This window comes from Streptomyces prunicolor NBRC 13075, from assembly GCF_000367365.1.
GTDB classification, from domain to species: Bacteria; Actinomycetota; Actinomycetes; order Streptomycetales; family Streptomycetaceae; genus Streptomyces; species Streptomyces prunicolor.
Window position 1 is genome coordinate 34,496 of record NZ_BARF01000038.1, and the last position, 21,277, is coordinate 55,772.

General features: G+C 69.2%; 20 protein-coding genes. 10 read left to right on the plus strand and 10 right to left on the minus strand.

The genetic code is table 11. From position 1 onward, the window contains the following. Positions 1 to 10: 10 nt before the first annotated feature. Positions 11 to 1,417 carry a family 2B encapsulin nanocompartment shell protein gene (locus tag SPR02S_RS17440; protein WP_019058272.1) on the minus strand — a complete coding sequence of 469 codons (1,407 nt, stop codon included), beginning with the start codon at positions 1,415 to 1,417 and terminating at the stop codon, positions 11 to 13. Between the two features lie 296 nt (positions 1,418 to 1,713). Here SPR02S_RS17440 and SPR02S_RS17445 point away from each other — a divergent pair, with 296 nt between their 5' ends. Further along, positions 1,714 to 2,304: an N-acetylmuramoyl-L-alanine amidase gene (locus SPR02S_RS17445; RefSeq protein ID WP_026150637.1), complete on the plus strand. Its 591-nt coding sequence runs from the start codon at positions 1,714 to 1,716 to the stop codon at positions 2,302 to 2,304. Between the two features lie 58 nt (positions 2,305 to 2,362). Then, entirely contained in the window at positions 2,363 to 3,304 is a 942-nt protein-coding gene (locus SPR02S_RS17450; protein WP_019058274.1) for a 1-aminocyclopropane-1-carboxylate deaminase/D-cysteine desulfhydrase, read from the plus strand. A gap of 32 nt (positions 3,305 to 3,336) precedes the next feature. Here the strand turns inward: SPR02S_RS17450 and SPR02S_RS17455 are convergent, their stop codons facing one another. After that, on the minus strand, positions 3,337 to 4,932 hold the full coding sequence (locus SPR02S_RS17455) for a Na+/H+ antiporter (protein ID WP_019058275.1): 1,596 nt from the start codon (positions 4,930 to 4,932) through the stop codon (positions 3,337 to 3,339). A gap of 62 nt (positions 4,933 to 4,994) precedes the next feature. On the opposite strand from SPR02S_RS17455, the gene SPR02S_RS17460 reads away from it, so the two are divergent. The 3 genes from SPR02S_RS17460 to SPR02S_RS17470 all read left to right on the plus strand — a co-directional run bounded on the left by SPR02S_RS17460 (position 4,995) and on the right by SPR02S_RS17470 (position 7,076). Next, positions 4,995 to 5,255 carry a UBP-type zinc finger domain-containing protein gene (locus SPR02S_RS17460; RefSeq protein ID WP_026150638.1) on the plus strand — a complete coding sequence of 87 codons (261 nt, stop codon included), beginning with the start codon at positions 4,995 to 4,997 and terminating at the stop codon, positions 5,253 to 5,255. A gap of 277 nt (positions 5,256 to 5,532) precedes the next feature. Then, complete coding sequence (locus SPR02S_RS17465) at positions 5,533 to 5,946, plus strand: ATP-binding protein (protein WP_019058277.1); 414 nt, start codon at positions 5,533 to 5,535, stop codon at positions 5,944 to 5,946. 17 nt (positions 5,947 to 5,963) lie between these two features. Next, a complete protein-coding gene (locus SPR02S_RS17470; RefSeq protein WP_373283324.1) occupies positions 5,964 to 7,076 on the plus strand; it encodes an RNA polymerase sigma factor SigF in 1,113 nt (370 codons plus the stop codon). Positions 7,077 to 7,090: 14 nt separating this feature from the next. Here the strand turns inward: SPR02S_RS17470 and SPR02S_RS17475 are convergent, their stop codons facing one another. Beyond that, positions 7,091 to 7,549, minus strand: a complete 459-nt coding sequence (locus SPR02S_RS17475; RefSeq protein WP_019058279.1) for a hypothetical protein — start codon at positions 7,547 to 7,549, stop codon at positions 7,091 to 7,093. A gap of 116 nt (positions 7,550 to 7,665) precedes the next feature. Between SPR02S_RS17475 and SPR02S_RS17480 the strand changes: the two genes are divergently transcribed. Beyond that, positions 7,666 to 8,634: a diacylglycerol/lipid kinase family protein gene (locus SPR02S_RS17480; RefSeq protein WP_019058280.1), complete on the plus strand. Its 969-nt coding sequence runs from the start codon at positions 7,666 to 7,668 to the stop codon at positions 8,632 to 8,634. 320 nt (positions 8,635 to 8,954) lie between these two features. After that, on the plus strand, positions 8,955 to 9,212 hold the full coding sequence (locus SPR02S_RS17485; RefSeq protein ID WP_006142322.1) for a WhiB family transcriptional regulator: 258 nt from the start codon (positions 8,955 to 8,957) through the stop codon (positions 9,210 to 9,212). A gap of 243 nt (positions 9,213 to 9,455) precedes the next feature. Here SPR02S_RS17485 and SPR02S_RS17490 read toward each other — a convergent pair whose 3' ends face one another. Continuing rightward, the gene (locus SPR02S_RS17490; protein WP_019058281.1) at positions 9,456 to 10,922 is read right to left on the minus strand and encodes a sensor histidine kinase; all 1,467 of its coding nucleotides are present in this window, start codon (positions 10,920 to 10,922) and stop codon (positions 9,456 to 9,458) included. A gap of 372 nt (positions 10,923 to 11,294) precedes the next feature. Then, a complete protein-coding gene (locus SPR02S_RS17495; protein WP_019058282.1) occupies positions 11,295 to 11,924 on the minus strand; it encodes a TetR/AcrR family transcriptional regulator in 630 nt (209 codons plus the stop codon). A 107-nt stretch (positions 11,925 to 12,031) separates the two neighbouring features. Here SPR02S_RS17495 and SPR02S_RS17500 point away from each other — a divergent pair, with 107 nt between their 5' ends. Then, the gene (locus SPR02S_RS17500; protein ID WP_019058283.1) at positions 12,032 to 12,784 is read left to right on the plus strand and encodes an SDR family oxidoreductase; all 753 of its coding nucleotides are present in this window, start codon (positions 12,032 to 12,034) and stop codon (positions 12,782 to 12,784) included. Between the two features lie 65 nt (positions 12,785 to 12,849). Here the strand turns inward: SPR02S_RS17500 and SPR02S_RS17505 are convergent, their stop codons facing one another. Continuing rightward, the gene (locus tag SPR02S_RS17505; RefSeq protein ID WP_019058284.1) at positions 12,850 to 13,920 is read right to left on the minus strand and encodes an SIS domain-containing protein; all 1,071 of its coding nucleotides are present in this window, start codon (positions 13,918 to 13,920) and stop codon (positions 12,850 to 12,852) included. A 214-nt stretch (positions 13,921 to 14,134) separates the two neighbouring features. On the opposite strand from SPR02S_RS17505, the gene nagB reads away from it, so the two are divergent. Next, positions 14,135 to 14,920, plus strand: coding sequence for a glucosamine-6-phosphate deaminase (nagB, locus tag SPR02S_RS17510; RefSeq protein WP_019058285.1), 786 nt, complete (start codon positions 14,135 to 14,137; stop codon positions 14,918 to 14,920). A gap of 475 nt (positions 14,921 to 15,395) precedes the next feature. Here nagB and SPR02S_RS17515 read toward each other — a convergent pair whose 3' ends face one another. From SPR02S_RS17515 to SPR02S_RS17530, 4 genes are all read right to left on the minus strand, one after another. Next, positions 15,396 to 16,925 (minus strand): glycoside hydrolase family 3 protein, encoded by a 1,530-nt coding sequence (locus tag SPR02S_RS17515; protein ID WP_019058286.1) that lies wholly within the window; start codon positions 16,923 to 16,925, stop codon positions 15,396 to 15,398. Positions 16,926 to 16,933: 8 nt separating this feature from the next. Then, the gene (locus SPR02S_RS17520) at positions 16,934 to 17,797 is read right to left on the minus strand and encodes a carbohydrate ABC transporter permease (RefSeq protein ID WP_019058287.1); all 864 of its coding nucleotides are present in this window, start codon (positions 17,795 to 17,797) and stop codon (positions 16,934 to 16,936) included. Continuing rightward, positions 17,794 to 18,777, minus strand: coding sequence for a carbohydrate ABC transporter permease (locus SPR02S_RS17525; protein WP_019058288.1), 984 nt, complete (start codon positions 18,775 to 18,777; stop codon positions 17,794 to 17,796). Before SPR02S_RS17525 ends, SPR02S_RS17520 begins: the two co-directional genes overlap by 4 nt. 106 nt (positions 18,778 to 18,883) lie before the next feature. Continuing rightward, on the minus strand, positions 18,884 to 20,170 hold the full coding sequence (locus SPR02S_RS17530) for an extracellular solute-binding protein (RefSeq protein WP_019058289.1): 1,287 nt from the start codon (positions 20,168 to 20,170) through the stop codon (positions 18,884 to 18,886). A gap of 309 nt (positions 20,171 to 20,479) precedes the next feature. Between SPR02S_RS17530 and SPR02S_RS17535 the strand changes: the two genes are divergently transcribed. Next, complete coding sequence (locus SPR02S_RS17535) at positions 20,480 to 21,244, plus strand: GntR family transcriptional regulator (protein ID WP_019058290.1); 765 nt, start codon at positions 20,480 to 20,482, stop codon at positions 21,242 to 21,244. Positions 21,245 to 21,277 lie beyond the last annotated feature (33 nt).

Sequence of the window (21,277 nt, forward strand, 5' to 3'; positions counted from 1 at the left end):
TGCTGAAACGTCACCTCCAGCGGCCGATCTCGACGTTCTCCAGGACGCCGAGGGCGTCGGGCACGAGGACCGCCGCCGAGTAGTAGGCCGTCACCAGGTATTTGATGATCGCCTGTTCGTTGATGCCCATGAAGCGCACCGAGAGGCTCGGCTCGATCTCGTCCGGGATGCCGGCCTGCTGGAGGCCGATGACGCCCTGGTCGGCCTCGCCGGTACGCATGGCGATGATCGAGGTGGTCCGCCGGTCGCTGACCGGGATCTTGTTGCACGGGTAGATCGGCACCCCGCGCCAGGTCGGGATGCGGTTGCCGCCGACCTCGATGGACTCCGGGACCAGTCCGCGCTTGTTCAGCTCGCGGCCGAACGCGGAGATCGCGCGCGGGTGGGCCAGCAGCATCCTGGTGCCGCGCCGCCTGCTGAGCAGTTCGTCCAGGTCGTCCGGGCCGGGGACGCCGTCGTGGGGCTGGAGCCGCTGGTCGTACTCGCAGTTGTTGAGGAGCCCGAACTCGCGGTTGTTGATGAGTTCGTGCTCCTGGCGCTCCTTCAACGCCTCGACGGTGAGCCGGAGTTGCTGCTCCGTCTGGTTCATCGGCTGGTTGTAGAGATCGGCCACGCGCGAGTGGATGCGCAGGACGGTCTGGGCGACGCTCAGTTCGTACTCGCGCGGCTTGGCGTCGTAGTCGACGAACGTGTGCGGGATGTCCGGCTCGCCGGAGTGGCCCGAGGCGAGGTCGATGGACTTCTCGCCGTACTTGTTGGTGCGCTGCTCGGGGATCGCGCGCAGTTGCGCGAGGTGGTCCCGCAGGGTCTCGGAGCGCTCCGCGACCTGCTCGACGTCGCCGCGGGCCAGGATCAGCACCGTGCAGGCGGTGTCCGCGCGGGCCGTGTACTCCCAGATGGCCTCCGGGTCGAGCAGCGCCTCGTCGCCGAAGTAGGCACCGTCGGCGAGGACCCCGAGGACCGTGTCGTCGCCGTACGGGCCCGTGCCGACCTTCTCCACCCTGCCGTGCGCCAGCAGGTACACCTCGTCGGCCTGGCCGCCGAACGACGCGATCGCCTCCCCCGGGGCGTACTCGCGCTGCCGGCAGCGGACGGCCAGCTCCGAGAGCACCTCCTCGTCCTCGTAGTCCCGCAGCGCGGGCAGTTCGCCGAGCTCCGCGGGGATGACCTCGACGCGGTCGCCGGTCTTCACGAATGTCACCCGGCCGTCGCCCACGGAGTAACTCAGCCGTCGGTTCACCCGGTATGTGCCACCCTGCACGTTCACCCACGGCAGTGTGCGCAGCAGCCAGCGCGAGCTGATCTCCTGCATCTGCGGCGCGGACTTCGTGGTCGTGGCCAGGTTCCGCGCAGCCGCCGTACCAAGACTCTGCTGCGGCTTGTTCTGCTCCGCGCGGACCTCTTCGCCTACCGACATAGAGAAATGCCCTCCCCATTCGCCCGGCACCTGTGCGCCGGGCATCGTTCTCGCGCACCAGCCTTCCTCACGGAGCGTGCTGATGGTATTACCCGAAAGAGCGGGAATGGATCTTCAACTGCTGGGCACAGGGGCTGTTCACGTCGAATGTTGTTCGAGTTGCTGCCGGGTCGGCCGGTGTCCGGATCGACTCGCACACCGTACGAAGAAGTCGTCCGTACCGCGCTTTTTCGGTACAAGCAGCGATACGAGACGGCCTTGTACGGCGGCCGTCGCACAGCACGAAGGAGGCGTTCATGGCCTCACCCATGTCCGCGGGCGGTTTCCTGGCCGGTCTGAAGGCGGAGGGCGTCAAGGTCGTCGAGGTCGGCGAGTGGGAGCACCACAACCGCAACCACAAGGGCCCGTGGGGACCCGTCCACGGCGTGATGATCCACCACACGGTCACCAAGGGCAGCGCGCAGACGGTGGCACTGTGCCGCGACGGCCGCCCGGACCTCCCCGGCCCGCTCTGTCACGGCGTCATCACCAAGGACGGCCACCTCCACCTGGTCGGCTACGGCCGCGCCAACCACGCGGGCCTCGGCGACGACGACGTGCTCCGCGCGGTGATCGCCGAAAAGGCGCTGCCGCACGACAACGAGGCCAACACCGACGGCAACCGGCACTTCTACGGCTTCGAGTGCGAGAACCTCGGCGACGGCGAGGACCCCTGGCCCGAGGCCCAGTTGGAGACGATCGAGAAGGTCTGCGCGGCGATCTGCCGCCACCACGGCTGGTCGGCGCGGTCGGTGATCGGGCACCTGGAGTGGCAGCCCGGAAAGGTGGACCCGCGCGGGTTCACGATGGCGTGGCTGCGGGACCGGGTCCGTGACCGGCTGAAGTGACTCCCGGGACAGCACAGGCGACACGGGCGACACCGCCGACCCGGGTGACAATGGTGCCGTGACCAGCCCCGACCTCGCCGCCCTACGGCCCCGGCTCCCGTCGCCGGTGCAGGAGATCGCGGACGGGCGCTTCGGGCGGCACGGCATCCGGCTGCTGCTCAAGCGGGACGACCTGATCCACCCGGACCTGATCGGCAACAAGTGGCGCAAGCTCGCGCCCAACCTCACGGCGGCGGCCGGACGTACAGTCGTCACGTTCGGCGGCGCCTACTCCAACCACCTGCGCGCCACCGCCGCCGCGGGCCGCCTCCTGGGTCTGCCCACGGTCGGCGTGGTCCGCGGCCAGGAACTGTCCGACCGCCCGCTCAACCCGTCCCTGGCCCGCTGCGCGGCCGACGGGATGCGCCTCCACTTCGTCGACAGGTCGACGTACCGGCGCAAGTCCGAACCGGAGACGCTGGCCGGCGTCCTGCGCGCGGTGGACGCGGAAGACGCGTACGTCGTCCCCGAGGGCGGCAGCAACTCCCTTGCGGTGCGCGGCTGCCGGGCCCTGGGCGAGGAACTACGCGCGCGTGCCGACGTCGACGTCGATGCCGATGCCGATGCCGATGTCCATGTGGATGTCGTCGCCCTCGCGTGCGGTACCGGCGGCACGTTGGCCGGGTTGGCCGCCGGACTCGGCCCCGACCAGCGCGCTTTGGGGATACCGGTCCTCAGGGGCGGCTTCCTGGCCGCCGACACAGAAGGCCTTCAGGAGCGCGCCTTCGGCGGTCGGCGGGGTGACTGGTCGCTCGACGACCGCTTCCACTTCGGGGGCTACGCGCGCGTGCCGACCGAACTCGACGCCTTCGCCGGGGACTTCGAGCGGCGGCACGGGGTGCCCGTAGAGCGTCTCTATGTCGCCAAGTTGCTCTACGGACTTGTCGCCCTCGCCGACGAAGGCGCCTTCCCGCGCGGGAGCACTGTCGCCGCGGTGATCACCGGGCGGCCGTTCCCATAAGCGCACTCCAGGTGCCGTAGAAACCGAAACCGCTAGGCCGCTTCCCGGTAAGCCGCCGCCTCCTCCAGGTCGAGGCGGCGCAGCAACGTGCGGAGCATCTCGTCGTCGATGTAGCGGCCGTCGCGGAGGCGGACGAACATCGAGCGTTCGGCGCTGATCATCTCGCGGGAGAGACGGCGGTAGGTGTCGTCGACCGTCTCGCCGGTGACGGGGTTGGTGGCGCCGAGGCGCTCCCAGACGGCGTTGCGGCGGCGCTCCAGGACCTCGCGGAGGCGGTCGGCGAGCGGAGGCGGCAGGGCGTTGCGTTCGTCCTCCAGGAGGGCCTCCAGGCGTTTTTCGGCGACTCGGGAGGCCTGTGCCTGGGCGTTGGCCTCGGCGAGGGTCTCGGCCTGCTGGTCGCGGCCGGGGAATTTCAGCAGCCGGATGATCGGGGGCAGGCTCAGGCCCTGCACCACCAGCGTGCCGATGACCGTCGTGAAGGTCAGGAACAGGATGAGGTTGCGCTGCGGGAAGGGATCGCCGCCGTGCACGGTGAGCGGGATCGAGAAGGCGATGGCCAGGGAGACCACGCCTCTCATGCCGGCCCACGCGGTGGTCATCGCCCCCTTCCAGGTGGGGCTGTCCTCGCGCTCCCTGATCCGCGCCGACAGGAAGCGGGGAATGAAGGCCGCCGGATACACCCACACGAACCGGGTCGCGACGACGACCAGGAAGAGCGCGATCGCGTACCAGGCGGCGTCCAGGCCCCGGTACTCGCCAAGTCCCTTGAGGACCACCGGCAGTTGGAGTCCGATCAGGGCGAACACCGCGGACTCCAGGACGAAGGCGACCATCTTCCAGACGGCCTCCTCCTGGAGGCGGGTCGCGAAATCGACCTCCCACGCGCGGTGGCCCAGATAGAGCGCCACGACCACGACGGCGAGCACCCCGGAGGCGTGCACCTGCTCGGCGACCGCATAAGCGATGAACGGGATCAGCAGCGAGAGCGTGTTCTGCAGCAGCGCCTCCTTGAGGTGCGTGCGCAGCCAGTGGATCGGCACCATCAGGAGCAGCCCGATACCGACACCGCCGACGGCCGCGAGCAGGAACTCCCAGATGCCGCCGGCCCAGGTGGCGCCCTCGCCGATCGCGGCCGCGAGGGCCACCTTGTAGGCGGTGATCGCGGTCGCGTCGTTCAGCAGGGACTCGCCCTGGAGGATCGTCGTGATCCGTGACGGCAGCCCGACCCGGCGGGCCACCGCCGTCGCCGCGACCGCGTCCGGCGGCGCCACCACGGCGCCCAGCACCAGGGCGGCGGTCAGCGGCAGCCCCGGGACGATCACATACGCGGCCCAGCCGACGACGAACGTGGCGAAGAGCACGTAGCCGACCGACAGCAGTGCCACGGGCCGCACTTGGGCCCGCAGATCGAGGTACGAGCTGTCGGTGGCCGAGGTGTACAGCAGCGGGGGCAGCAGCAGCGGCAGTACGACCTCCGGGTCGAGGGTGTAGTCGGGCACCCCCGGGACGTACGAGACGACCAGCCCGACCGCGACCAGCAGCAGCGGTGCAGGCACCGGGGTGCGCCGGGCCGCGGCGGCCACCACGGCGCTCCCCGCCACCAGCAACAGCAGTGGCATCACGTCCATCGTCCTCGCCCGCCCTCGTTTTTCCGCGCGGCCAACCGCACACCCGTCGTAATCTGGCAATCATGAAACAGTGCACGCACGCCGACGCGCTGCCGCTCCCTGAACCGGGGCCCCAGAGCGAGACCTGTCTGGAGTGTCTGGCGGCAGGCACCCACCCGGTGCAGCTGAGACTGTGCCTCTTCTGCGGCCATGTCGCCTGCTGCGACTCCTCGCCGCTGCGCCATGCCACAGCACATCACAAGGACTCCGGGCATCCGGTGATGCGGACGTTCGAGGTCGGGGAGAGCTGGCGTTGGTGCTTCGTCGACCACGTACTCCTGTGACCCCGTAATCCGGCCGCTTGTTTCCCGTCCGTTTCGACGGTTCGACCGTCTGACGTCTGGGTACGTCAACCCGGCGCGCGCTCTTCCCAATTGGGCCCGCAGGACCCCTAGCCACGGAGCGTATCCGTAGGTTTACTATGAGTGACAGCATGGGGTTGGGGTCCCGGGGACAGAAAAGTTCGGAGCGCGGTAGCGTCACCGCTGAACCAAGTATCGCGTTACCCCGGGGGGCGACCCCTGGGCCCCCGAAAGAGCTTGTACCACCTTGGAGGTGAGGGTGTCCCAGATCGCAGGCGAGCCCGCGACCCAGGACTTCGTGGAAGTCCGGCTGCCGGCTGCGGGCGCATACCTGTCGGTGCTGCGCACGGCCACGGCCGGCCTCGCAGCCCGTTTGGACTTCACCCTCGACGAGATCGAGGACCTTCGCATCGCGGTGGACGAGGCCTGCGCGATCCTGCTCCAGCAGGCCGTGCCGGGCTCGGTGCTCAGCTGTGTCTTCCGCCTCGTGGACGACTCGCTCGAAGTCACCGTCTCCGCCCCGACGACGGACGGTCACGCCCCCGCGCGCGACACCTTCGCGTGGACCGTGCTCTCGGCCCTCGCGGGCAAGGTCTCATCGGCAGTCGACGAGGACAAGACCGTTTCGATCAGCCTCTACAAACAGCGCGGCGCGGGACCCGGGCCGGCGTGAGGAACGGGGACGGGCCGGTGCGGGACGAAGAGCGCGGCACACGGGAGCTGCCGGCCGAGGGCGGCTCAGGCGGATCCCGCCGCACGGCGGACGACGGCGCCCTCGTGCCACGCGGCCAGATCCCCGAGCAGGCCCGGCCGCACCCGGAGGAAGAAACCTCGGAGGCCGGTGTGATGGACGACGGTCAACGTGAGCAGGACGGTGCCGTGCGTATTGGTGGGGTCTCCCCCGTTGCCGGGGGTTCCCCCGCTCCGACTGAGTCGAGCGTGGGGGAGGAGGCGAAAGCTCGGGAAGGGGCGACAGGCCAGGCGATGAGCGAGCACGAGCGGGACAACGTGGCGGCCACGCAGAGCGTGCAGGTCACACGGCACGACCCCCAGGACCGCAGCGGGGCGCGCGCACTCTTCATCGAGCTGCGCACGCTCGATGGCGGCAGCGTCGAGTACGCGGAGCTGCGCAACCGGCTGGTCCGTATGCACCTGCCGCTCGTCGAGCACCTCGCGCGCCGCTTCCGCAACCGCGGGGAGCCGCTGGACGACCTGACCCAGGTCGCCACCATCGGCCTGATCAAGTCGGTCGACCGCTTCGACCCGGAGCGCGGCGTCGAGTTCTCGACGTACGCGACCCCGACGGTCGTCGGCGAGATCAAGCGGCACTTCCGTGACAAGGGCTGGGCGGTGCGTGTCCCGCGCAGGCTCCAGGAGCTGCGCCTGTCGCTGACCACGGCGACGGCGGAGCTCTCGCAGCGGCACGGACGCTCCCCCACGGTCCACGAGCTGGCCGAGAAGCTCGGCATCTCGGAGGAGGAGGTCCTGGAGGGCCTGGAGTCGGCCAACGCCTACTCCACGCTGTCCCTGGACGTCCCCGACACGGACGACGAGTCCCCGGCGGTCGCGGACACGCTCGGCGCGTACGACGAGGCACTGGAGGGCGTCGAGTACCGCGAGTCGCTCAAGCCGCTGCTGGAGGACCTGCCGCCCAGGGAGAAGCGGATTCTGCTGCTCCGCTTCTTCGGCAACATGACGCAGTCGCAGATCGCGCAGGAGGTCGGCATCTCGCAGATGCATGTGTCCCGGCTGCTGGCCCGGACACTGGCCCAGCTGCGGGAGAAGCTCCTCGTCGAGGAGTGATCCGCCTGCCGAAGTCAGCTCTTCGGCTCTTCGGTGCCACGGCCGGGCCCTCGGATTCCGAGGGCCTGTGTCGTCGCCGGGTTCACCAGCAGCACCAGCGCGCCGATCGCGACCACCGCGAGCGCGATACCGGCCGGGATCGCCACGCTGTCGGCCTGGAGCAGGTTGTAGGCCACGGGCAACGCCATGACCTGGGTGATGACGGCCGGACCCCGGCTCCAACTTCGTTGCCCGATCAGTCCCCGCGCGGCCAGCAGCGGCAGCAGCGCGAGCACCACCAGGGTCACCCCACCGGTGACGGCCTGCTGCCGGTCGTCCGGTTCGCCGGTGAGACCCAGGACGAGCATCCACACCCCGGCGACGGCGAGCGCGAGGCCCTCCAGCGCGACGAGGACCGCCGCGTAGGTCAGGCGGCGCGGGCGGGGTCCGTCGGGGCCGTCGGTCTGCGGGGCGGGGATCTGCTCAGCACTCACCCCAGCAGGGTAGTCCCCGGGATCCGGCCCCAGGTGTTCAGGCTCACGCCGTCTCCTCTTACCCAACCCCTACCTCGGTATGGGCCGGGTACCCCCCAGTAGGTACGCTGCAACTCATGCGTGCACTTCTCGTGGTCAATCCGGCGGCAACCACCACAAGCGCACGTACGCGCGATGTCCTGCTCCACGCGCTCGCGAGCGAGATGAAGCTGGAAGCGGTCACCACCGAGTACCGGGGCCACGCGCGCGACCTCGCCCGGCAGGCCGCGGAGACCGGGAACGTCGACCTGGTCGTGGCCCTCGGCGGCGACGGCACGGTCAACGAGGTCGTCAACGGCCTGCTGCACACCGGCCCCGACCCGGAGCGCCTGCCCGGCCTCGCCGTGGTCCCCGGCGGCTCCACCAACGTCTTCGCCCGCGCCCTGGGGCTGCCCAACGACGCCGTGGAGGCGACCGGCGCCATCCTGGACGCCCTGCGCGAGGGCAGCGAGCGCACGGTCGGCCTGGGGCTGACCTCCGGGACGCCCGGCACCGAGGACGAGGCCGTGCCCTCGCGCTGGTTCACCTTCAACGCCGGACTCGGGTTCGACGCCGGGGTGGTCGGGCGGGTCGAGCAGCAGCGGGAGCAGGGCAAGAAATCCACGCATGCGCTCTACGTGCGTCAGGTGGTCCGGCAGTTCCTCGGCGAGCAGCACCGCCGGCACGGGACGATCACGCTGGAGCAGCCCGGCGCGGACCCGGTCACCGATCTCGTCGTAGCCATAGTCTCGAACACCTCGCCCTGGACGTATCTCGGCAATCGCCCGATGTACACGTCACCTAAGGCGTCGTTCGATAAAGGCCTCGACGTACTCGGTCTCAGCCGCCTGTCCAGCGCCGCGGTTGCCCGGTATGGCACCCAGTTGCTCACTTCGTCCCCCGAACGCGGACCCCATGGCAAGCACGCTGCGACGTTGCACGACCTGAGTGAGTTCACCTTGCATTCGAAGGTCCCCCTGCCCCTCCAGATGGACGGCGACCACCTCGGACTGCGTACGAGCGTGACGTTCACAGGCGTACGCCGTGCACTGCGTGTGATTGTGTGAGCAGAAAGGGCTGAAGTCCTTTCACTCGAACGTTTAGACCAGGGTCCACCCCATGGAAGTACGGCTGTGACCTAGTCGACACCGAGGAATCAAAAAAAACTTTCCGGAAGGGGTTGTATCCGCCGCTGAGGTTTGCGAGTCTCTACGTGGCGATCGAGACGGCCCGCAACACCGGCCTCCACGGATCACCGGAACCCCTCTTCAATCCACAGGACCTCCGCCAGTGAACCTGGCGTTCGGCCCTTCACTTGTTGAGGGATTCGTGAAAGCGTTCACATTCACAAGCAACCCGCACGTAATACCAAGGAGAGGTAGCAGCCATGGACTGGCGTCACAACGCCGTTTGCCGCGAGGAAGACCCCGAGCTCTTCTTCCCCATCGGCAACACCGGTCCTGCGCTGCTGCAGATCGAGGAAGCCAAGGCCGTCTGCCGTCGCTGTCCCGTTATGGACCAGTGTCTGCAGTGGGCGCTCGAGTCCGGCCAGGACTCCGGCGTCTGGGGTGGTCTCAGCGAGGACGAGCGCCGCGCCATGAAGCGCCGCGCCGCTCGCAACCGTGCCCGTCAGGCCTCCGCCTGACGTCCACCCCGCTCACAGCCTGAGCTTGGCGGCGCGTACAGCGAGTACGCATCTCCCGCCCCCGAGCCGCAGCGCGCAGTACCCCCGATGCGCATAGCAACGAGCGACTGGCCCCGGATCATCAATTGATCCGGGGCTCTTTGCTGTTCAGGTACGACCCTTGCTGTTCAGGTACGGCCGTTCAAACGCCCGCGCGTGCACGGCAGTTCGGGCCCACGCATGTGTAGGTCGTGTGCACATACGTCACTTGTGCGCCTGCACCGGCACATCCAGGATCACCCGGGTCCCCCGCTCCGGCCCCGGCACCATGTCGAACGTGCCGCCCAACTCGCCCTCCACCAGCGTCCGTACGATCTGCAGGCCCAGGTTGCCGGAGCGGTGCGGGTCGAATCCTTCGGGGAGGCCTACGCCGTCGTCCTGCACGGTGACCAGGAGGCGGGCGTCCTTCGAGGTGCCGCCGCGGACGGCCGAGACCTCGACCGTGCCCGTCTCGCCCTCGCGGAAGCCGTGTTCGAGGGCGTTCTGCAGGATCTCGGTGAGGACCATGGAGAGCGGGGTGGCGACCTCGGCGTCCAGTATTCCGAAGCGGCCGCTGCGCCGGCCGGTGACCTTGCCCGGGGAGATCTCGGCGACCATCGCGAGCACCCGGTCGGCGATCTCGTCGAACTCCACCCGCTCGTCCAGGTTCTGGGACAGCGTCTCATGCACGATCGCGATCGAACCGACCCGGCGGACGGCCTCCTCCAGCGCCTCCCTGCCGCTCTCGGAGTCGATCCGGCGGGCCTGGAGACGCAACAGGGCGGCAACTGTCTGGAGGTTGTTCTTCACCCGGTGATGGATCTCCCGGATGGTCGCGTCCTTGGTGATCAACTCCCGCTCGCGGCGCCGCAGTTCGGTGACGTCCCGGAGCAGCACCAGTGAACCGATGCGGGTGCCCTTGGGTTTGAGCGGGATCGCCCTGAACTGGATGACCCCGTCCCGCGCCTCGATCTCGAACTCGCGCGGCGCCCATCCACTGGCGACCTTGGCTAGCGCCTCGTCCACCGGGCCCCGGGTCGGGGCGAGTTCGGCGGTGGTCACGCCCAGCGGCTGGCCGACGAGGTCGGTGGCGAGGCCCATGCGGTGGTATGCGGAGAGGGCGTTGGGCGAGGCGTACTGCACGATGCCATCGCCGTCGAGCCGGATCAGTCCGTCGCCGACGCGCGGCGAGGCGTCCATGTCGACCTGCTGGTTCGGGAACGGGAAGGAACCGGCCGCGATCATCTGCGCGAGGTCCGACGCGCTCTGCAGGTACGTGAGTTCGAGGCGGCTCGGGGTGCGCACGGTGAGGAGATTGGTGTTGCGCGCGATGACACCCAGGACGCGCCCGTCCCGTCGTACCGGAATCGACTCGACCCGGACGGGGACCTCTTCGCGCCACTCCGGGTCCCCCTCGCGGACGATGCGGCCCTCGTCCAGGGCCGCGTCCAGCATGGGGCGGCGGCCGCGCGGGACGAGGTGGCCGACCATGTCGTCCTGGTACGAGGTGGGGCCGGTGTTCGGCCGCATCTGGGCGACGGAGACATAGCGGGTGCCGTCGCGCGTGGGGACCCATAGGACCAGGTCGGCGAAGGAGAGGTCGGAGAGCAGCTGCCACTCCGAGACCAGCAGGTGGAGCCACTCGAGGTCGGAGTCGTCGAGTGCGGTGTGCTGGCGTACGAGTTCGTTCATGGAGGGCACGTCTGCGAGCGTACCCGCCGGTCTGTACCTGTCCTAAAAAACACCCGCGGGCCGCGGCGCCTGAGAGGGACCCTCAGCCCTCTCGGCACCGCAGCCCGGAGCAGCAACGGCCACGGGGTGTGCGGTCCCGATCGGCCGATGGATGAGGAGCCGGGGCAGTCAGGGCAGAGAGCCTCGGTTCCTCGGTCCGTCCTCCTGTGCGGGGAGGACGGAGGCTTACGCCTCTAACACATTGTGGACTAGACCACTATCCGTGTCCATGCGTTGAAGGATGTTTGATGGTGGCGCTTTTCCGCTGCGATCCGCTCGGTCCGCCACTCGTAGGACGTCCCAGCATGCACGGGGAAGCCTAATGGTGTTGAGTCATGTGCGGGGCCAGATGGTCATGGCAATTTCGGCGACCGCCGCCAGTTCCTCGCGGCCCGCCCCGTCCCGCGCCTGCTGGGACATTCCCTGAATGACCGCCCCCGTGTGCCGGGCGAGCGCGGCGGCATCGAGGTCCGCGGGCAGCTCCCCCGCCGCGATGTCCGCCTCGATACGACGCTCCAAGGTGACGAGGTTGGCGTTGCGCCGCTCCCGCAGCGACTCCTCCACCTCGGGGGTCGTGCAGTTGGTGGCCGCGTGGACGACCAGACAGCCGTGCGGCCGGTCGGGTGCGGTGTACTCGGCGGCCGCCTCGCGCAGTATCCGCGCCACGGCGGCCCGGGCGGTGGGTTCCTCGGCGAGCGCGCGGTCGGTGAAGGAGCCGTAGCGCGTGCCGTACTCCGCCACGACCTCGGCGAACAGGGCCTGCTTGTCGCCGAAGGCCGCGTAGAGGCTGGGGGCACCGATACCCATGACGCGGGTGAGATCGGAGACGGAGGTCGCTTCGTAGCCGTGCTCCCAGAACGCGAGGACCGCCTGCTCCAGCGCGGTGGCACGGTCGAAGGAACGCGGCCGACCTCGGGTCTTGGCTGCCTTGACCTGCGGTTTCGTCTCCTCGCTGCGCACCATGGAGTGAATTGTATAGCGAGTGCTAGAGAAATGTCGGCGGGCTGTTGTACGGTTTTTCTGTAGCGACCGCTAGAGAACTCACTACAGAAACACGGAGGGGCTTCGACATGGGTGTGCTCACGGGCAGGACCGCACTGGTCACGGGTGCGGGCAGGGGCATCGGGCGGGGCATCGCGGAGCGGCTGGCGCGGGACGGGGCGCGGGTCGCGGTGCACTACGGCAGGAGTGAGGCGGCGGCGAAGGAAGTGGTCGCCGCGATCGAGGAAGCGGGCGGCTCGGCGTTCGCGCTCGGTGCGGAGCTGGGCGGGCCCGGCGATGCCGAAGGGCTCTGGGCGGAGTTCGACCGGCACGCGGACGGGCTGGACATTCTGGTGAACAACGCGGGGATCGGATCCTCCGCACCGATCGAGGAGATAGGGGAAGAGGAGTACGACCGCGTCTTCGCGGTGAATGTGAAGGCGCCGTTCTTCCTGGTCGCGCACGGCATGGACCGGCTGCGGGACGGGGGCAGGATCATCAACATCTCGTCGGGGCTGGCCCGCACCGCGGCGATGCCGCACAACATCGCGTACGCCATGACGAAGAGCGCCCTGGACGTCTTCTCCCGGGACCTGTCCAAGGTGCTCGGCCCCCGGGGCATCACGGTGAACTCGGTGGCGCCGGGCGTCATAGACACGGACAACACGGCCGAGCTGCTGCACGGGAGCGAGGACAGCTGGGCGCGGGTGGCCGCCTTCTCCGCGCTGGGGCGGGTGGGAGAGACCGCCGACGTGGCGGACGTGGTGGCGTTCCTCGCGTCCGAGGGCGGACGGTGGATCACCGGGAGCTGGGTGGATGTGACGGGAGGTTCGCTCACCTGACGACGTGAGGACGTGAGGACGTGAGGACGTGAGGACGTGCGGTCAGCGGGTCTCCGCCACCTTGTTCAGCGGGTCTCCGTCACCTTGGCCAGGGCGCGGGGCGCGTCCGGGTCCTGGCCGCGGGCGATGGTGACCTCGTAGGCGAGGAGCTGGAGCGGGAGGATCTCCAGGATGGGCTGGAGTTCCTCGGGGACGCCCTCGACCGGCAGGACGAAACCGGCCGAGGCCTGGTCGACCTGGCCGGCCGGGCCGATGACGACCAGGTCGGCGCCCCGGCCGCGCAGCCGGTCGAGGACGGGCTGGAGGGCGGTGCCGCCCTTGCCGTCCGTGACGACCGCGATGACCGGGGAGACGTTGTCGACCATGGCGAGGGGGCCGTGCAGGAGGTCGGCGCCGGAGTAGGCGAGGGCGGGGATGTAGCTGGTCTCCATCAGCTTGAGGGCGGCTTCCTTGGCGGTGGGATAGCCGTAGCCGCGCGAGGTGATCACCATGCGTTCGGCGAAGCGGTAGCGGGAGGCGAGGGTGCGGACCTCGTCCTGGCGGGCGAGGAGTTGTTCGGCGAGGTCGGGCAGCGCCTTGGCCGCCGCGCCGTCGCCGCCGCGCAGGCCCTCGACGAAGAGGTAGAGCGCGAGGAGGGAGGCCGTGTACGTCTTGGTCGCGGGGAGGGCCTTCTCCGGGCCGGCCATGACGTCGATGTGGTACTCGGAGACGGCGGCCAGCGGTGAGTCCGGGTTGTTGGTCACAGCGACCGTGATCGCGCCGGCCTCGCGGGCGGCCCGGGTCGAGGCGACCAGGTCCGGGGAGCCGCCGGACTGACTGACGGTGACGACGAGGACGTCGGTCAGGTCGGGGCGAGCGCCGTATGCCGTGGTGGTCGACATGGAGGTGAGTCCGCAGGGCAGGCCGAGGCGGATCTCCAGGAGGTACTTGGCGTAGAGGGCGGCGTTGTCGGAGGTGCCGCGGGCGGTGAGCAGCACGAAGCGGGGCCTGCGGGCGGCCACGTCCTGGGCGACCTGGCGGATGCGCGGGGCGCCCTCGTCCAGGATGCGGCGCAGGACGGCGGGCTGTTCGGCCATCTCGCGGGCCATGATCCGGCCGGGGAGGTCGCCCTGAGGGGCCGAAGTCGTGGCGGTCATGCGGGGTCCTCCGGAGGTCGGTCGGGGCTGTGGTGCGGTGTCCATTTCACCCCCTCTGCGGGAGGTGCGCCTCCGTTGGGCGGTTACCGGTTTTCGGACAGGCGGCGAACTCTGGGAGGCAAGAGCCTCCTCTGTTAGATTGGTGCGCAGATTGGTCTAAACCACACAGCTCCTCCGGGCTCCTCGAAGCCCCTCTGCAGAACGGCAGGCCAGCGTGGAAGTTGTCATCGTTCCGGACGCCAAGTCGGGCGGCGAGCTGATCGCCGAGGCCATGGCACAGCTCCTCCGGCGCAAGCCGGACGCCCTTCTCGGCGTGGCCACCGGGTCGACGCCGCTGCCCATCTACGAAGCACTGGCGGCGAAGGTCCGCGCCGGGGCCGTGGACACCTCGCGGGCGCGGATCGCCCAGCTCGACGAGTACGTGGGGCTGCCCGCCGAGCACCCGGAGTCGTACCGCTCGGTGCTGCGGCGCGAGGTGCTGGAGCCGCTCGGGGTCGGGATCGACGCGTTCCTCGGGCCGGACGGGACGGCCGAGGACGTGCAGGCGGCGTGCGAGGCGTACGACACGGCGTTGGGCGAGGCCGGCGGGGTCGATCTGCAGATACTGGGCATCGGGACCGACGGGCACATCGGGTTCAACGAGCCGTGCTCGTCGCTGGCCTCGCGGACCCGGATCAAGACGCTGACCGAGCAGACGCGGGTGGACAACGCGCGGTTCTTCGACGGCGACATCGAGCAGGTCCCGCACCACGTCATCACGCAGGGCATCGGCACGATCCTGGAGGCCCGGCACCTGGTGTTGCTCGCGACCGGCGAGGGCAAGGCGGACGCGGTCGCCGCGACCGTGGAGGGGCCCATCGCCGCGGTGTGCCCGGCATCGGCGCTGCAGTTGCACCGGCATGCGACGGTCGTGGTCGACGAGGGCGCCGCGTCGAAGCTGAAGCTCGCGGACTATTTCCGGCACACGTTCGTCAACAAGCCGGACTGGCAGGGCATTTGAGGCGCGGGGTCCTCAACACGCCGGACCGGCGGGGCCTCTGAGGTTCGAGTGCCTCAACACGCCAGACCGGCGGGACCTCTGAGGTTCAGGTTCGTCAACGTGCCCGACCAACAGGGCGTCTCAGGACCAGGGCCCTCAACACACCCGGCTCGCAAAGGGTCCGAGGTACGCGTTCCTCAACACGCCGGACCGGCGGGGCCTCTGAGGTTCAGGTTCCTCAACGTGCCCGACCAGCAGGACATCTGAGGAACGGGGTCCTCAACACGCCCGGCTCGCGAAGGGTCCGCAGCCCGGGTTCCCAACACGCCTGGCCGGCAAAAGAGCCGAGGCCCGGGCTCCTCAACAAGCCCGACCCGCAAGGGATCTGCCCCCGTTCCCCCCGTGTACGTGCCGGTGCCGGGCCCCCTCGTGGAGGGTCCGGCACCGGTGTATTCGGGGGTGTTCCCCTGGTCGGGGTCACTCCCCCGGCTCACGGTCACGTCCCGGCGATGACCTCCGCCGCCGCGTGGCCGCAGACTCGGGCCGCGCCGTGAGTCGCGATGTGGAGGGCGCCTCGGGGCGGTGCCTGCGGGACGCCCATTTCGACCACGACGGTGTCGGGGCGGGCCGCCAGCAGGGTGTCGAGGGTGGCCGCCATCCAGGGGTGACGGTGTTCGTCCCGGACCACGACGACGATGCGCCGCGTACCGGCCGCCTTCAGGACCGCGTCCCCCGCGTCCTCCCCGGCGAAGCCGGCCGTCTCCGTACCGGGCAGCCGGTGAGCGAGTTCCGCGGCCACGCCCCAGGGCGTCTCGTCGCCCACGGCGATGTTCGCGACCGGGGTGAGGAGAGCCACGTACGGCGGTTCGGTGAGCGGGGTGAAGTCGTCGGCGCCGGTGACCGTGAGGGCGCGACGGGCGGCGACGAGGCCGATGTCGACGCGCGTCACCTCTGCCGTAGAAGCCGTAGAGGCCATAGAAGCGGAGCCCTCGGCCGGGGTGGACGCGGCCGCACCCGAAGCCGTCCACTGGGCCAACCCCCGTACCCGTTCCGCCGCTTCGGCCAGGCGTTCCTCCGGCAGCTCCCCCGACCGCACCGCCCCCACCAGCGCGTCGCGCAACCGTCGTACCGTCTCGTCGTCCGCGAGGCCGCCGCCCACGCAGATCGCGTCGGCGCCGGCGGCGATCGCGAGGACGCTGCCGCGTTCGATGCCGTAGGTGGCGGCGATGGCCTGCATCTCCATGCCGTCGGTGACGATGAGGCCGTCGTAGCCGAGCCGGCCACGGAGGAGGTCGGTGAGGATGCTGAGGGAGAGGGTGGCCGGGCGGTCCGGGTCCAGGGTCGGGACCAGGATGTGGGCGCTCATCACCGCGCGGGTGCCGGCGGCGATGGCCGCGCGGAACGGGAGCAGTTCGCGCCGCTCCAGGACCGGCGAGTCCGCGTCGATGCGCGGCAGCGCGTGGTGGGAGTCGACCGCCGTGTCCCCGTGGCCCGGGAAGTGTTTCGTGCAGGCGGCGACGCCCGCCGACTGGAGGCCGGTGACATAGGCCGCCGTGTGCCTTGCGACCAACTCCGGGTCGGCGCCGAAGGATCGGACCCCGATGACCGGGTTGGAGGGGTTCGAATTCACGTCCGCGGAGGGGGCCCAGTTCAGGTTCACTCCGCAGGCTGCGAGTCTGCGGCCCAGCTCGTGCGCCACCTCCCTCGTCAGGTTCACGTCGTCCACCGCGCCGAGTGCGTGGTTGCCCGGGAAGGACGAGCCCGTGCGGGCCTCCAGGCGGGTGACGTCTCCGCCCTCCTCGTCGATCGCGACCAGTACGTCGTCCCGCTCCGACCGCAACTGGGCGGTCAGGGACGACAGTTGATCGGGCGAGGCGATGTTGCGGCCGAACAGGCCCACCGAGGCCAGGCCTTCGCCGAGGCGGCGCAGCAGCCAGTCGGGGGCCGTGGTGCCGGGGAAGCCGGGCTGCAGGACGGTGAGGGCGTCGCGCGTCAGGGTGTCTGTACCGCTGGCGAGTGTCGTCATCGGTTGCGTTATCCCTTCACAGCGCCCGCGGTCAGCCCCGCGGCCATCTTGCGCTGGACGATGAGGAACAGGACGACGATCGGCACGGCCATCATCGTGGCGCCGGCCATCATCGGGGCGTACTCGGTGCCGTGCTTGGTGGTGAAGTTGCCGAGCCAGACGGTCGCCGTCTGGTGCTCCTGGCTGAGCAGCATGAGGGCGTACAGATACTCGTTCCAGGCCTGGATGAAGCCGTATACGGAAGTGGCGACCATGCCTGGGGCCAGGAGCGGGAAGACCACGCGGATGAAGGCGCCGGTGCGGGAGCAGCCGTCGACCATGGCCGCCTCCTCCAGCTCCTTCGGGATGTTGACGATGAAGCCGCGCAGGGTCCACACCGTGAACGGGAGGATGAAGGTCAGGTACGTGATGACCAGGCCGGAGAGCTTGTCGTACTGGTCGAGGTCGTTCAGGAGCAGGAAGACCGGGATGATCATCGAGACCAGCGGGACCATCTGGACCGCGAGGATGCCGACGATCACGATCTTGCGGCCCCGGAAGGCGAAGCGGGAGATCGCGAGCGCGGCCAGCAGGCCCACGATGACGCCGATCACGACCACCGACAGGGACACGATGAGGCTGCGGCCGACCGGGCCCCAGAAGTCGGCGATGTCCAGTGCCCGGCGGAAGTTGTCGAGGGTGATGCCGGTGGGCAGCAGGCTCGGGTCCGGGTCGATGGCGTCCTTGGCCGGTTTGAACGCCGTGTCGAGCATCCAGTAGAGCGGGAAGCCGACGACGACGAAGACGAGCAGGCCGAGGAGGTTCCAGCCGACCTTGGACTTCCGGCGCCCACCGGTCGGCTTCCGGGGCGCGTCGGTCGTGAGCGCGCTCATTCGACCTCTCCGATCTGAAGCATCTGACGCATGTAGACGGCGACGACTCCGAGCAGCAGCACCACCGTGACCAGGGCTATCGCGGAGCCCTGTCCGTAGTCGTTGACGACGAAGGCACGGTCGTAGGAATAGGTGCTGAGCAGTTGGAAGTCGGCCTCGGGGTGGCCGCCGCGCATCACGAACACCTGGGGGAAGACGCCCATGTCCCAGATCACCGACAGGGTCGTGAGCATCACGATGATCGGCTTGAGGATGGGCAGCGTGACGTACCGGAAGACGCCCCACGCGCCGGCGCCGTCGAGGCGGGCGGCCTCCTCCAACTCCTGCGGGACCTGGGTGAGTCCGGCGCTGAGGGTGATCACCACGAAGGGCACCGCGCCCCACACCACCAGCAGCATGATGACGAGGAGGCCCTGCGGTCCGCTGGCGAACCAGTTGTGGCCGACCATGTCGACGCCGGGGAGCCTGCTGAGCAGCGCGTTGAAGACGCCGTAGTCCGTGTCGAAGAGCCACTTGAAGACGGTGGTCGCGACGATCACCGGCATGCCCCAACTCGCCACCAGGACAACGTTGATGAGGGTCTTCACCCAGCCGGAGACCTTCTGCTGGAGCAGCGCGAGCGCCATGCCGGCGACCATCGTGAAGATGACCGAGCCGGCCGCGAAGACGATCGTGCGGACGACGACGCCCCAGAACTCGCCGTCGCCGAGGATCCCGGAGAAGTTGTCGAAGCCGACCCACTCGGCGGGCTTGAAGCCCCACAACTGGGACTGCCCGAAGGACTGGAAGGACAGCGTGACCAGGCGGACCAGCGGATAGCCCATGACCAGGGCGAGAACGAGCAGACAAGGGGCGAGCAGCAGCCAGGGGATCCCGGCGCCGTTCGCTGTCCGCCGTCTGCGAGGTGCGCCGGAAACGCGCGGTGGGGGCGCCTGCCGCTGCGGCGGCACCTTGGCAGGTGTGGTCGTGTCGGCACTCATCGCGCGCTCCTCAGCGATCCCTCAGGTCGTACGGCCGTGCTTCGTACGAGTGGCGGGGCCCTGCCCCGAGGACACGCATGGCGTCCAACAGGGCCCCGCACTCAGGTCACTTGGTGTTGATGACCTTGTCGATCGCGGTGTCCGCGGCCTTCGCGGCGTCCTCGACCGACTGCTTGCCGGTGCCGATGTTCTGCAGCATCGTCTGCAGAACCTGAGCCTTCTCGACCTGGCCCCAGCCCGGTGCCATCGGGACGAACCAGTTGGACTCGGCCGCGGTGGCCGGGACCGCCGTCGCGGGGTCGCTCTTCAGCGTCGCGAGGTCGGTCTTGTTGTTCGGCAGGTTGCCCTTGGCCATCAGGCCCTTCTGGCCGGACGGACCGGTGAAGGCGTTGATCCACTCGGCGGCGAGCGCCTGCGCCTTGGACTTGACCGGGATCGCGAGGTCAGAACCGCCCAGGAACACGGGCATGTTCTTGCCGGACGGGCCGGGCATCACGAAGTTGACCAGGCTGGTCTTCAGCTTGCCGCCGGTCTTGTCGGCCTTCGGGTCGGCCGCGCTCGCGCCCTCCCAGGCGGCGCCGAAGATCATGGCCGCCTTGCCCTGGCCGTAGACGATGTAGCGGTCGGACTCGTCCTTGGTCTTGTCACCGTGCATGTACTTGTCGATGACGGTCTTGAACTCGTTGAGGCCCTTGATGGACTCCGGCGAGGAGAGGTTGCCCTTCCACTGGCCGCCGGACTCCGCGGCGATGGAGCCGCCGGCGTCGTAGACGAAGGACATGGCCGCGTACCAGTCACGGGTGGGCTGGTACCAGGCGCTGAACTTGCTGCCTTCCTTCTTCTGGATCTTGTCCAGGTCGGCGGTCAGCTCGGTGTACGTCGTCGGGGGCTTCTTGATGCCGACCGAAGCGGCGATGTCACTGCGCCAGTTGGCGACGCGGCCACCGGCGTAGTAGGGGACGCCGTAGGTCTTGCCGTCGTAGGTGACCGAGGCCTTGAGGCCGTCCAGCCAGGCGGAGGAGTTGGTGAACTTGGAGGCGTCGACGGGTGCGAAGGCGCCCTTGACCATGTAGCTCAGCATCTCGGTGTTGCCCATCTCGACCACGTCGGGCGCCTTGTCGGTGGCGAGGACCGCGTCGAGCTTGGTGTTCTTGTCGGGCCAGCCGTAGTACTCGTGCTTGATCTTGACGCCGGGGTGCGCCTTCTGCACGGTCGCGTCGGCCGCCTTCACCAGGTCGGGCCAGTTGTTCTGCGCGTCGACGGTGAGCCAGACGGTCAGCTCCTTGGCGTCGGCGCCGCTGTTCGAAGAGCTCTTGTCGTCGTTGCCCCCGCACGCCGCGATGGAGACCATCATGCCCGCGATACCGATCGCGGCTATCAGCTTGCGCTTCACGCCACCCTCCTCAGGGATGCCTGCCACACCTCCCGCCCAAGAGCCGGGACCTGAACCAATGGTGTAGACCAGTACCGGGAGCTTGGACCAGACCACAGAGCCTGTCAAGGGCCCCCGAAACACCCCTGACCAGCCGTTATGCGACCTACATATGCAGGAACCTTTAAGTAAGAAGGCAGCGAAAACAACGCTGCCGGAGTACTGTCTTCCGCTAGACCACTTGGCGCTGTGGACTAGACCAAAACAGGCGGCGACGGTATACAGAGGGGATCACCAAGTGACCCTTGTCCGGAGCCGGAAAGGCGGAGCATGAGCACCGACGTCAGCAGTGCGGAGAACGAGGGTGGGGCCACCGTCCGCACCGCGCGTGTGCCCAAGTACTACCGCCTGAAGAAGCACCTGCTCGACATGACGGAGACGTTGCAGCCCGGCACACCGGTCCCGCCCGAGCGCACGCTGGCCGCGGAGTTCGACACCTCGCGCACCACCGTGCGCCAGGCACTTCAGGAACTGGTCGTCGAGGGCCGCCTGGAGCGCATCCAGGGCAAGGGCACGTTCGTCGCCAAGCCGAAGGTCTCGCAGGCCCTCCAACTCACCTCGTACACCGAGGACATGCGCGCCCAGGGCCTCGAACCCACCTCGCAGCTCCTGGACATCGGCTACATCACCGCCGACGACACCCTCGCCGACCTCCTCGACATCACCGCCGGCGGCCGGGTCCTGCGCATCGAGCGCCTCCGCATGGCGAACGCCGAGCCGATGGCCATCGAGACGACCCACCTGAGCGCGAAGCGCTTCCCCGCGCTGCGCAGGTCGCTCGTCAAGTACACGTCCCTCTATACCGCGTTGGCCGAGGTCTACGACGTCCATCTCGCCGAGGCCGAGGAGACCATCGAGACCTCGCTGGCCACCCCGCGCGAGGCGGGCCTGCTCAGCACCGACGTCGGCCTGCCCATGCTGATGCTCTCCCGCCACTCCCTCGACAAGGAGGGCAAGCCGGTGGAGTGGGTGCGGTCGGTGTACCGGGGGGACAGGTACAAGTTCGTGGCGCGCCTCAAGCGACCACAGGACTAGTTCGTGGCGCGAGTGAAGCGCCCGCAGGACTAG

Bases quoted from the DNA above. Each gene is read 5' to 3' on its own strand.
- SPR02S_RS17455 (WP_019058275.1), bottom strand. From the start codon at position 4,932: ATGGACGTGATGCCACTGCTGTTGCTGGTGGCGGGGAGCGCCGTGGTG.
- SPR02S_RS17535 (WP_019058290.1), top strand. From the start codon at position 20,480: ATGAGCACCGACGTCAGCAGTGCGGAGAACGAGGGTGGGGCCACCGTC.
- SPR02S_RS17460 (WP_026150638.1), top strand. From the start codon at position 4,995: ATGAAACAGTGCACGCACGCCGACGCGCTGCCGCTCCCTGAACCGGGG.
- SPR02S_RS17485 (WP_006142322.1), top strand. From the start codon at position 8,955: ATGGACTGGCGTCACAACGCCGTTTGCCGCGAGGAAGACCCCGAGCTC.
- SPR02S_RS17505 (WP_019058284.1), bottom strand. From the start codon at position 13,920: ATGACCGCCACGACTTCGGCCCCTCAGGGCGACCTCCCCGGCCGGATC.
- SPR02S_RS17520 (WP_019058287.1), bottom strand. From the start codon at position 17,797: ATGAGCGCGCTCACGACCGACGCGCCCCGGAAGCCGACCGGTGGGCGC.
- SPR02S_RS17480 (WP_019058280.1), top strand. From the start codon at position 7,666: ATGCGTGCACTTCTCGTGGTCAATCCGGCGGCAACCACCACAAGCGCA.
- SPR02S_RS17440 (WP_019058272.1), bottom strand. From the start codon at position 1,417: ATGTCGGTAGGCGAAGAGGTCCGCGCGGAGCAGAACAAGCCGCAGCAG.
- SPR02S_RS17500 (WP_019058283.1), top strand. From the start codon at position 12,032: ATGGGTGTGCTCACGGGCAGGACCGCACTGGTCACGGGTGCGGGCAGG.
- SPR02S_RS17525 (WP_019058288.1), bottom strand. From the start codon at position 18,777: ATGAGTGCCGACACGACCACACCTGCCAAGGTGCCGCCGCAGCGGCAG.
- SPR02S_RS17515 (WP_019058286.1), bottom strand. From the start codon at position 16,925: ATGACGACACTCGCCAGCGGTACAGACACCCTGACGCGCGACGCCCTC.
- SPR02S_RS17490 (WP_019058281.1), bottom strand. From the start codon at position 10,922: ATGAACGAACTCGTACGCCAGCACACCGCACTCGACGACTCCGACCTC.
- SPR02S_RS17445 (WP_026150637.1), top strand. From the start codon at position 1,714: ATGGCCTCACCCATGTCCGCGGGCGGTTTCCTGGCCGGTCTGAAGGCG.
- SPR02S_RS17495 (WP_019058282.1), bottom strand. From the start codon at position 11,924: ATGGTGCGCAGCGAGGAGACGAAACCGCAGGTCAAGGCAGCCAAGACC.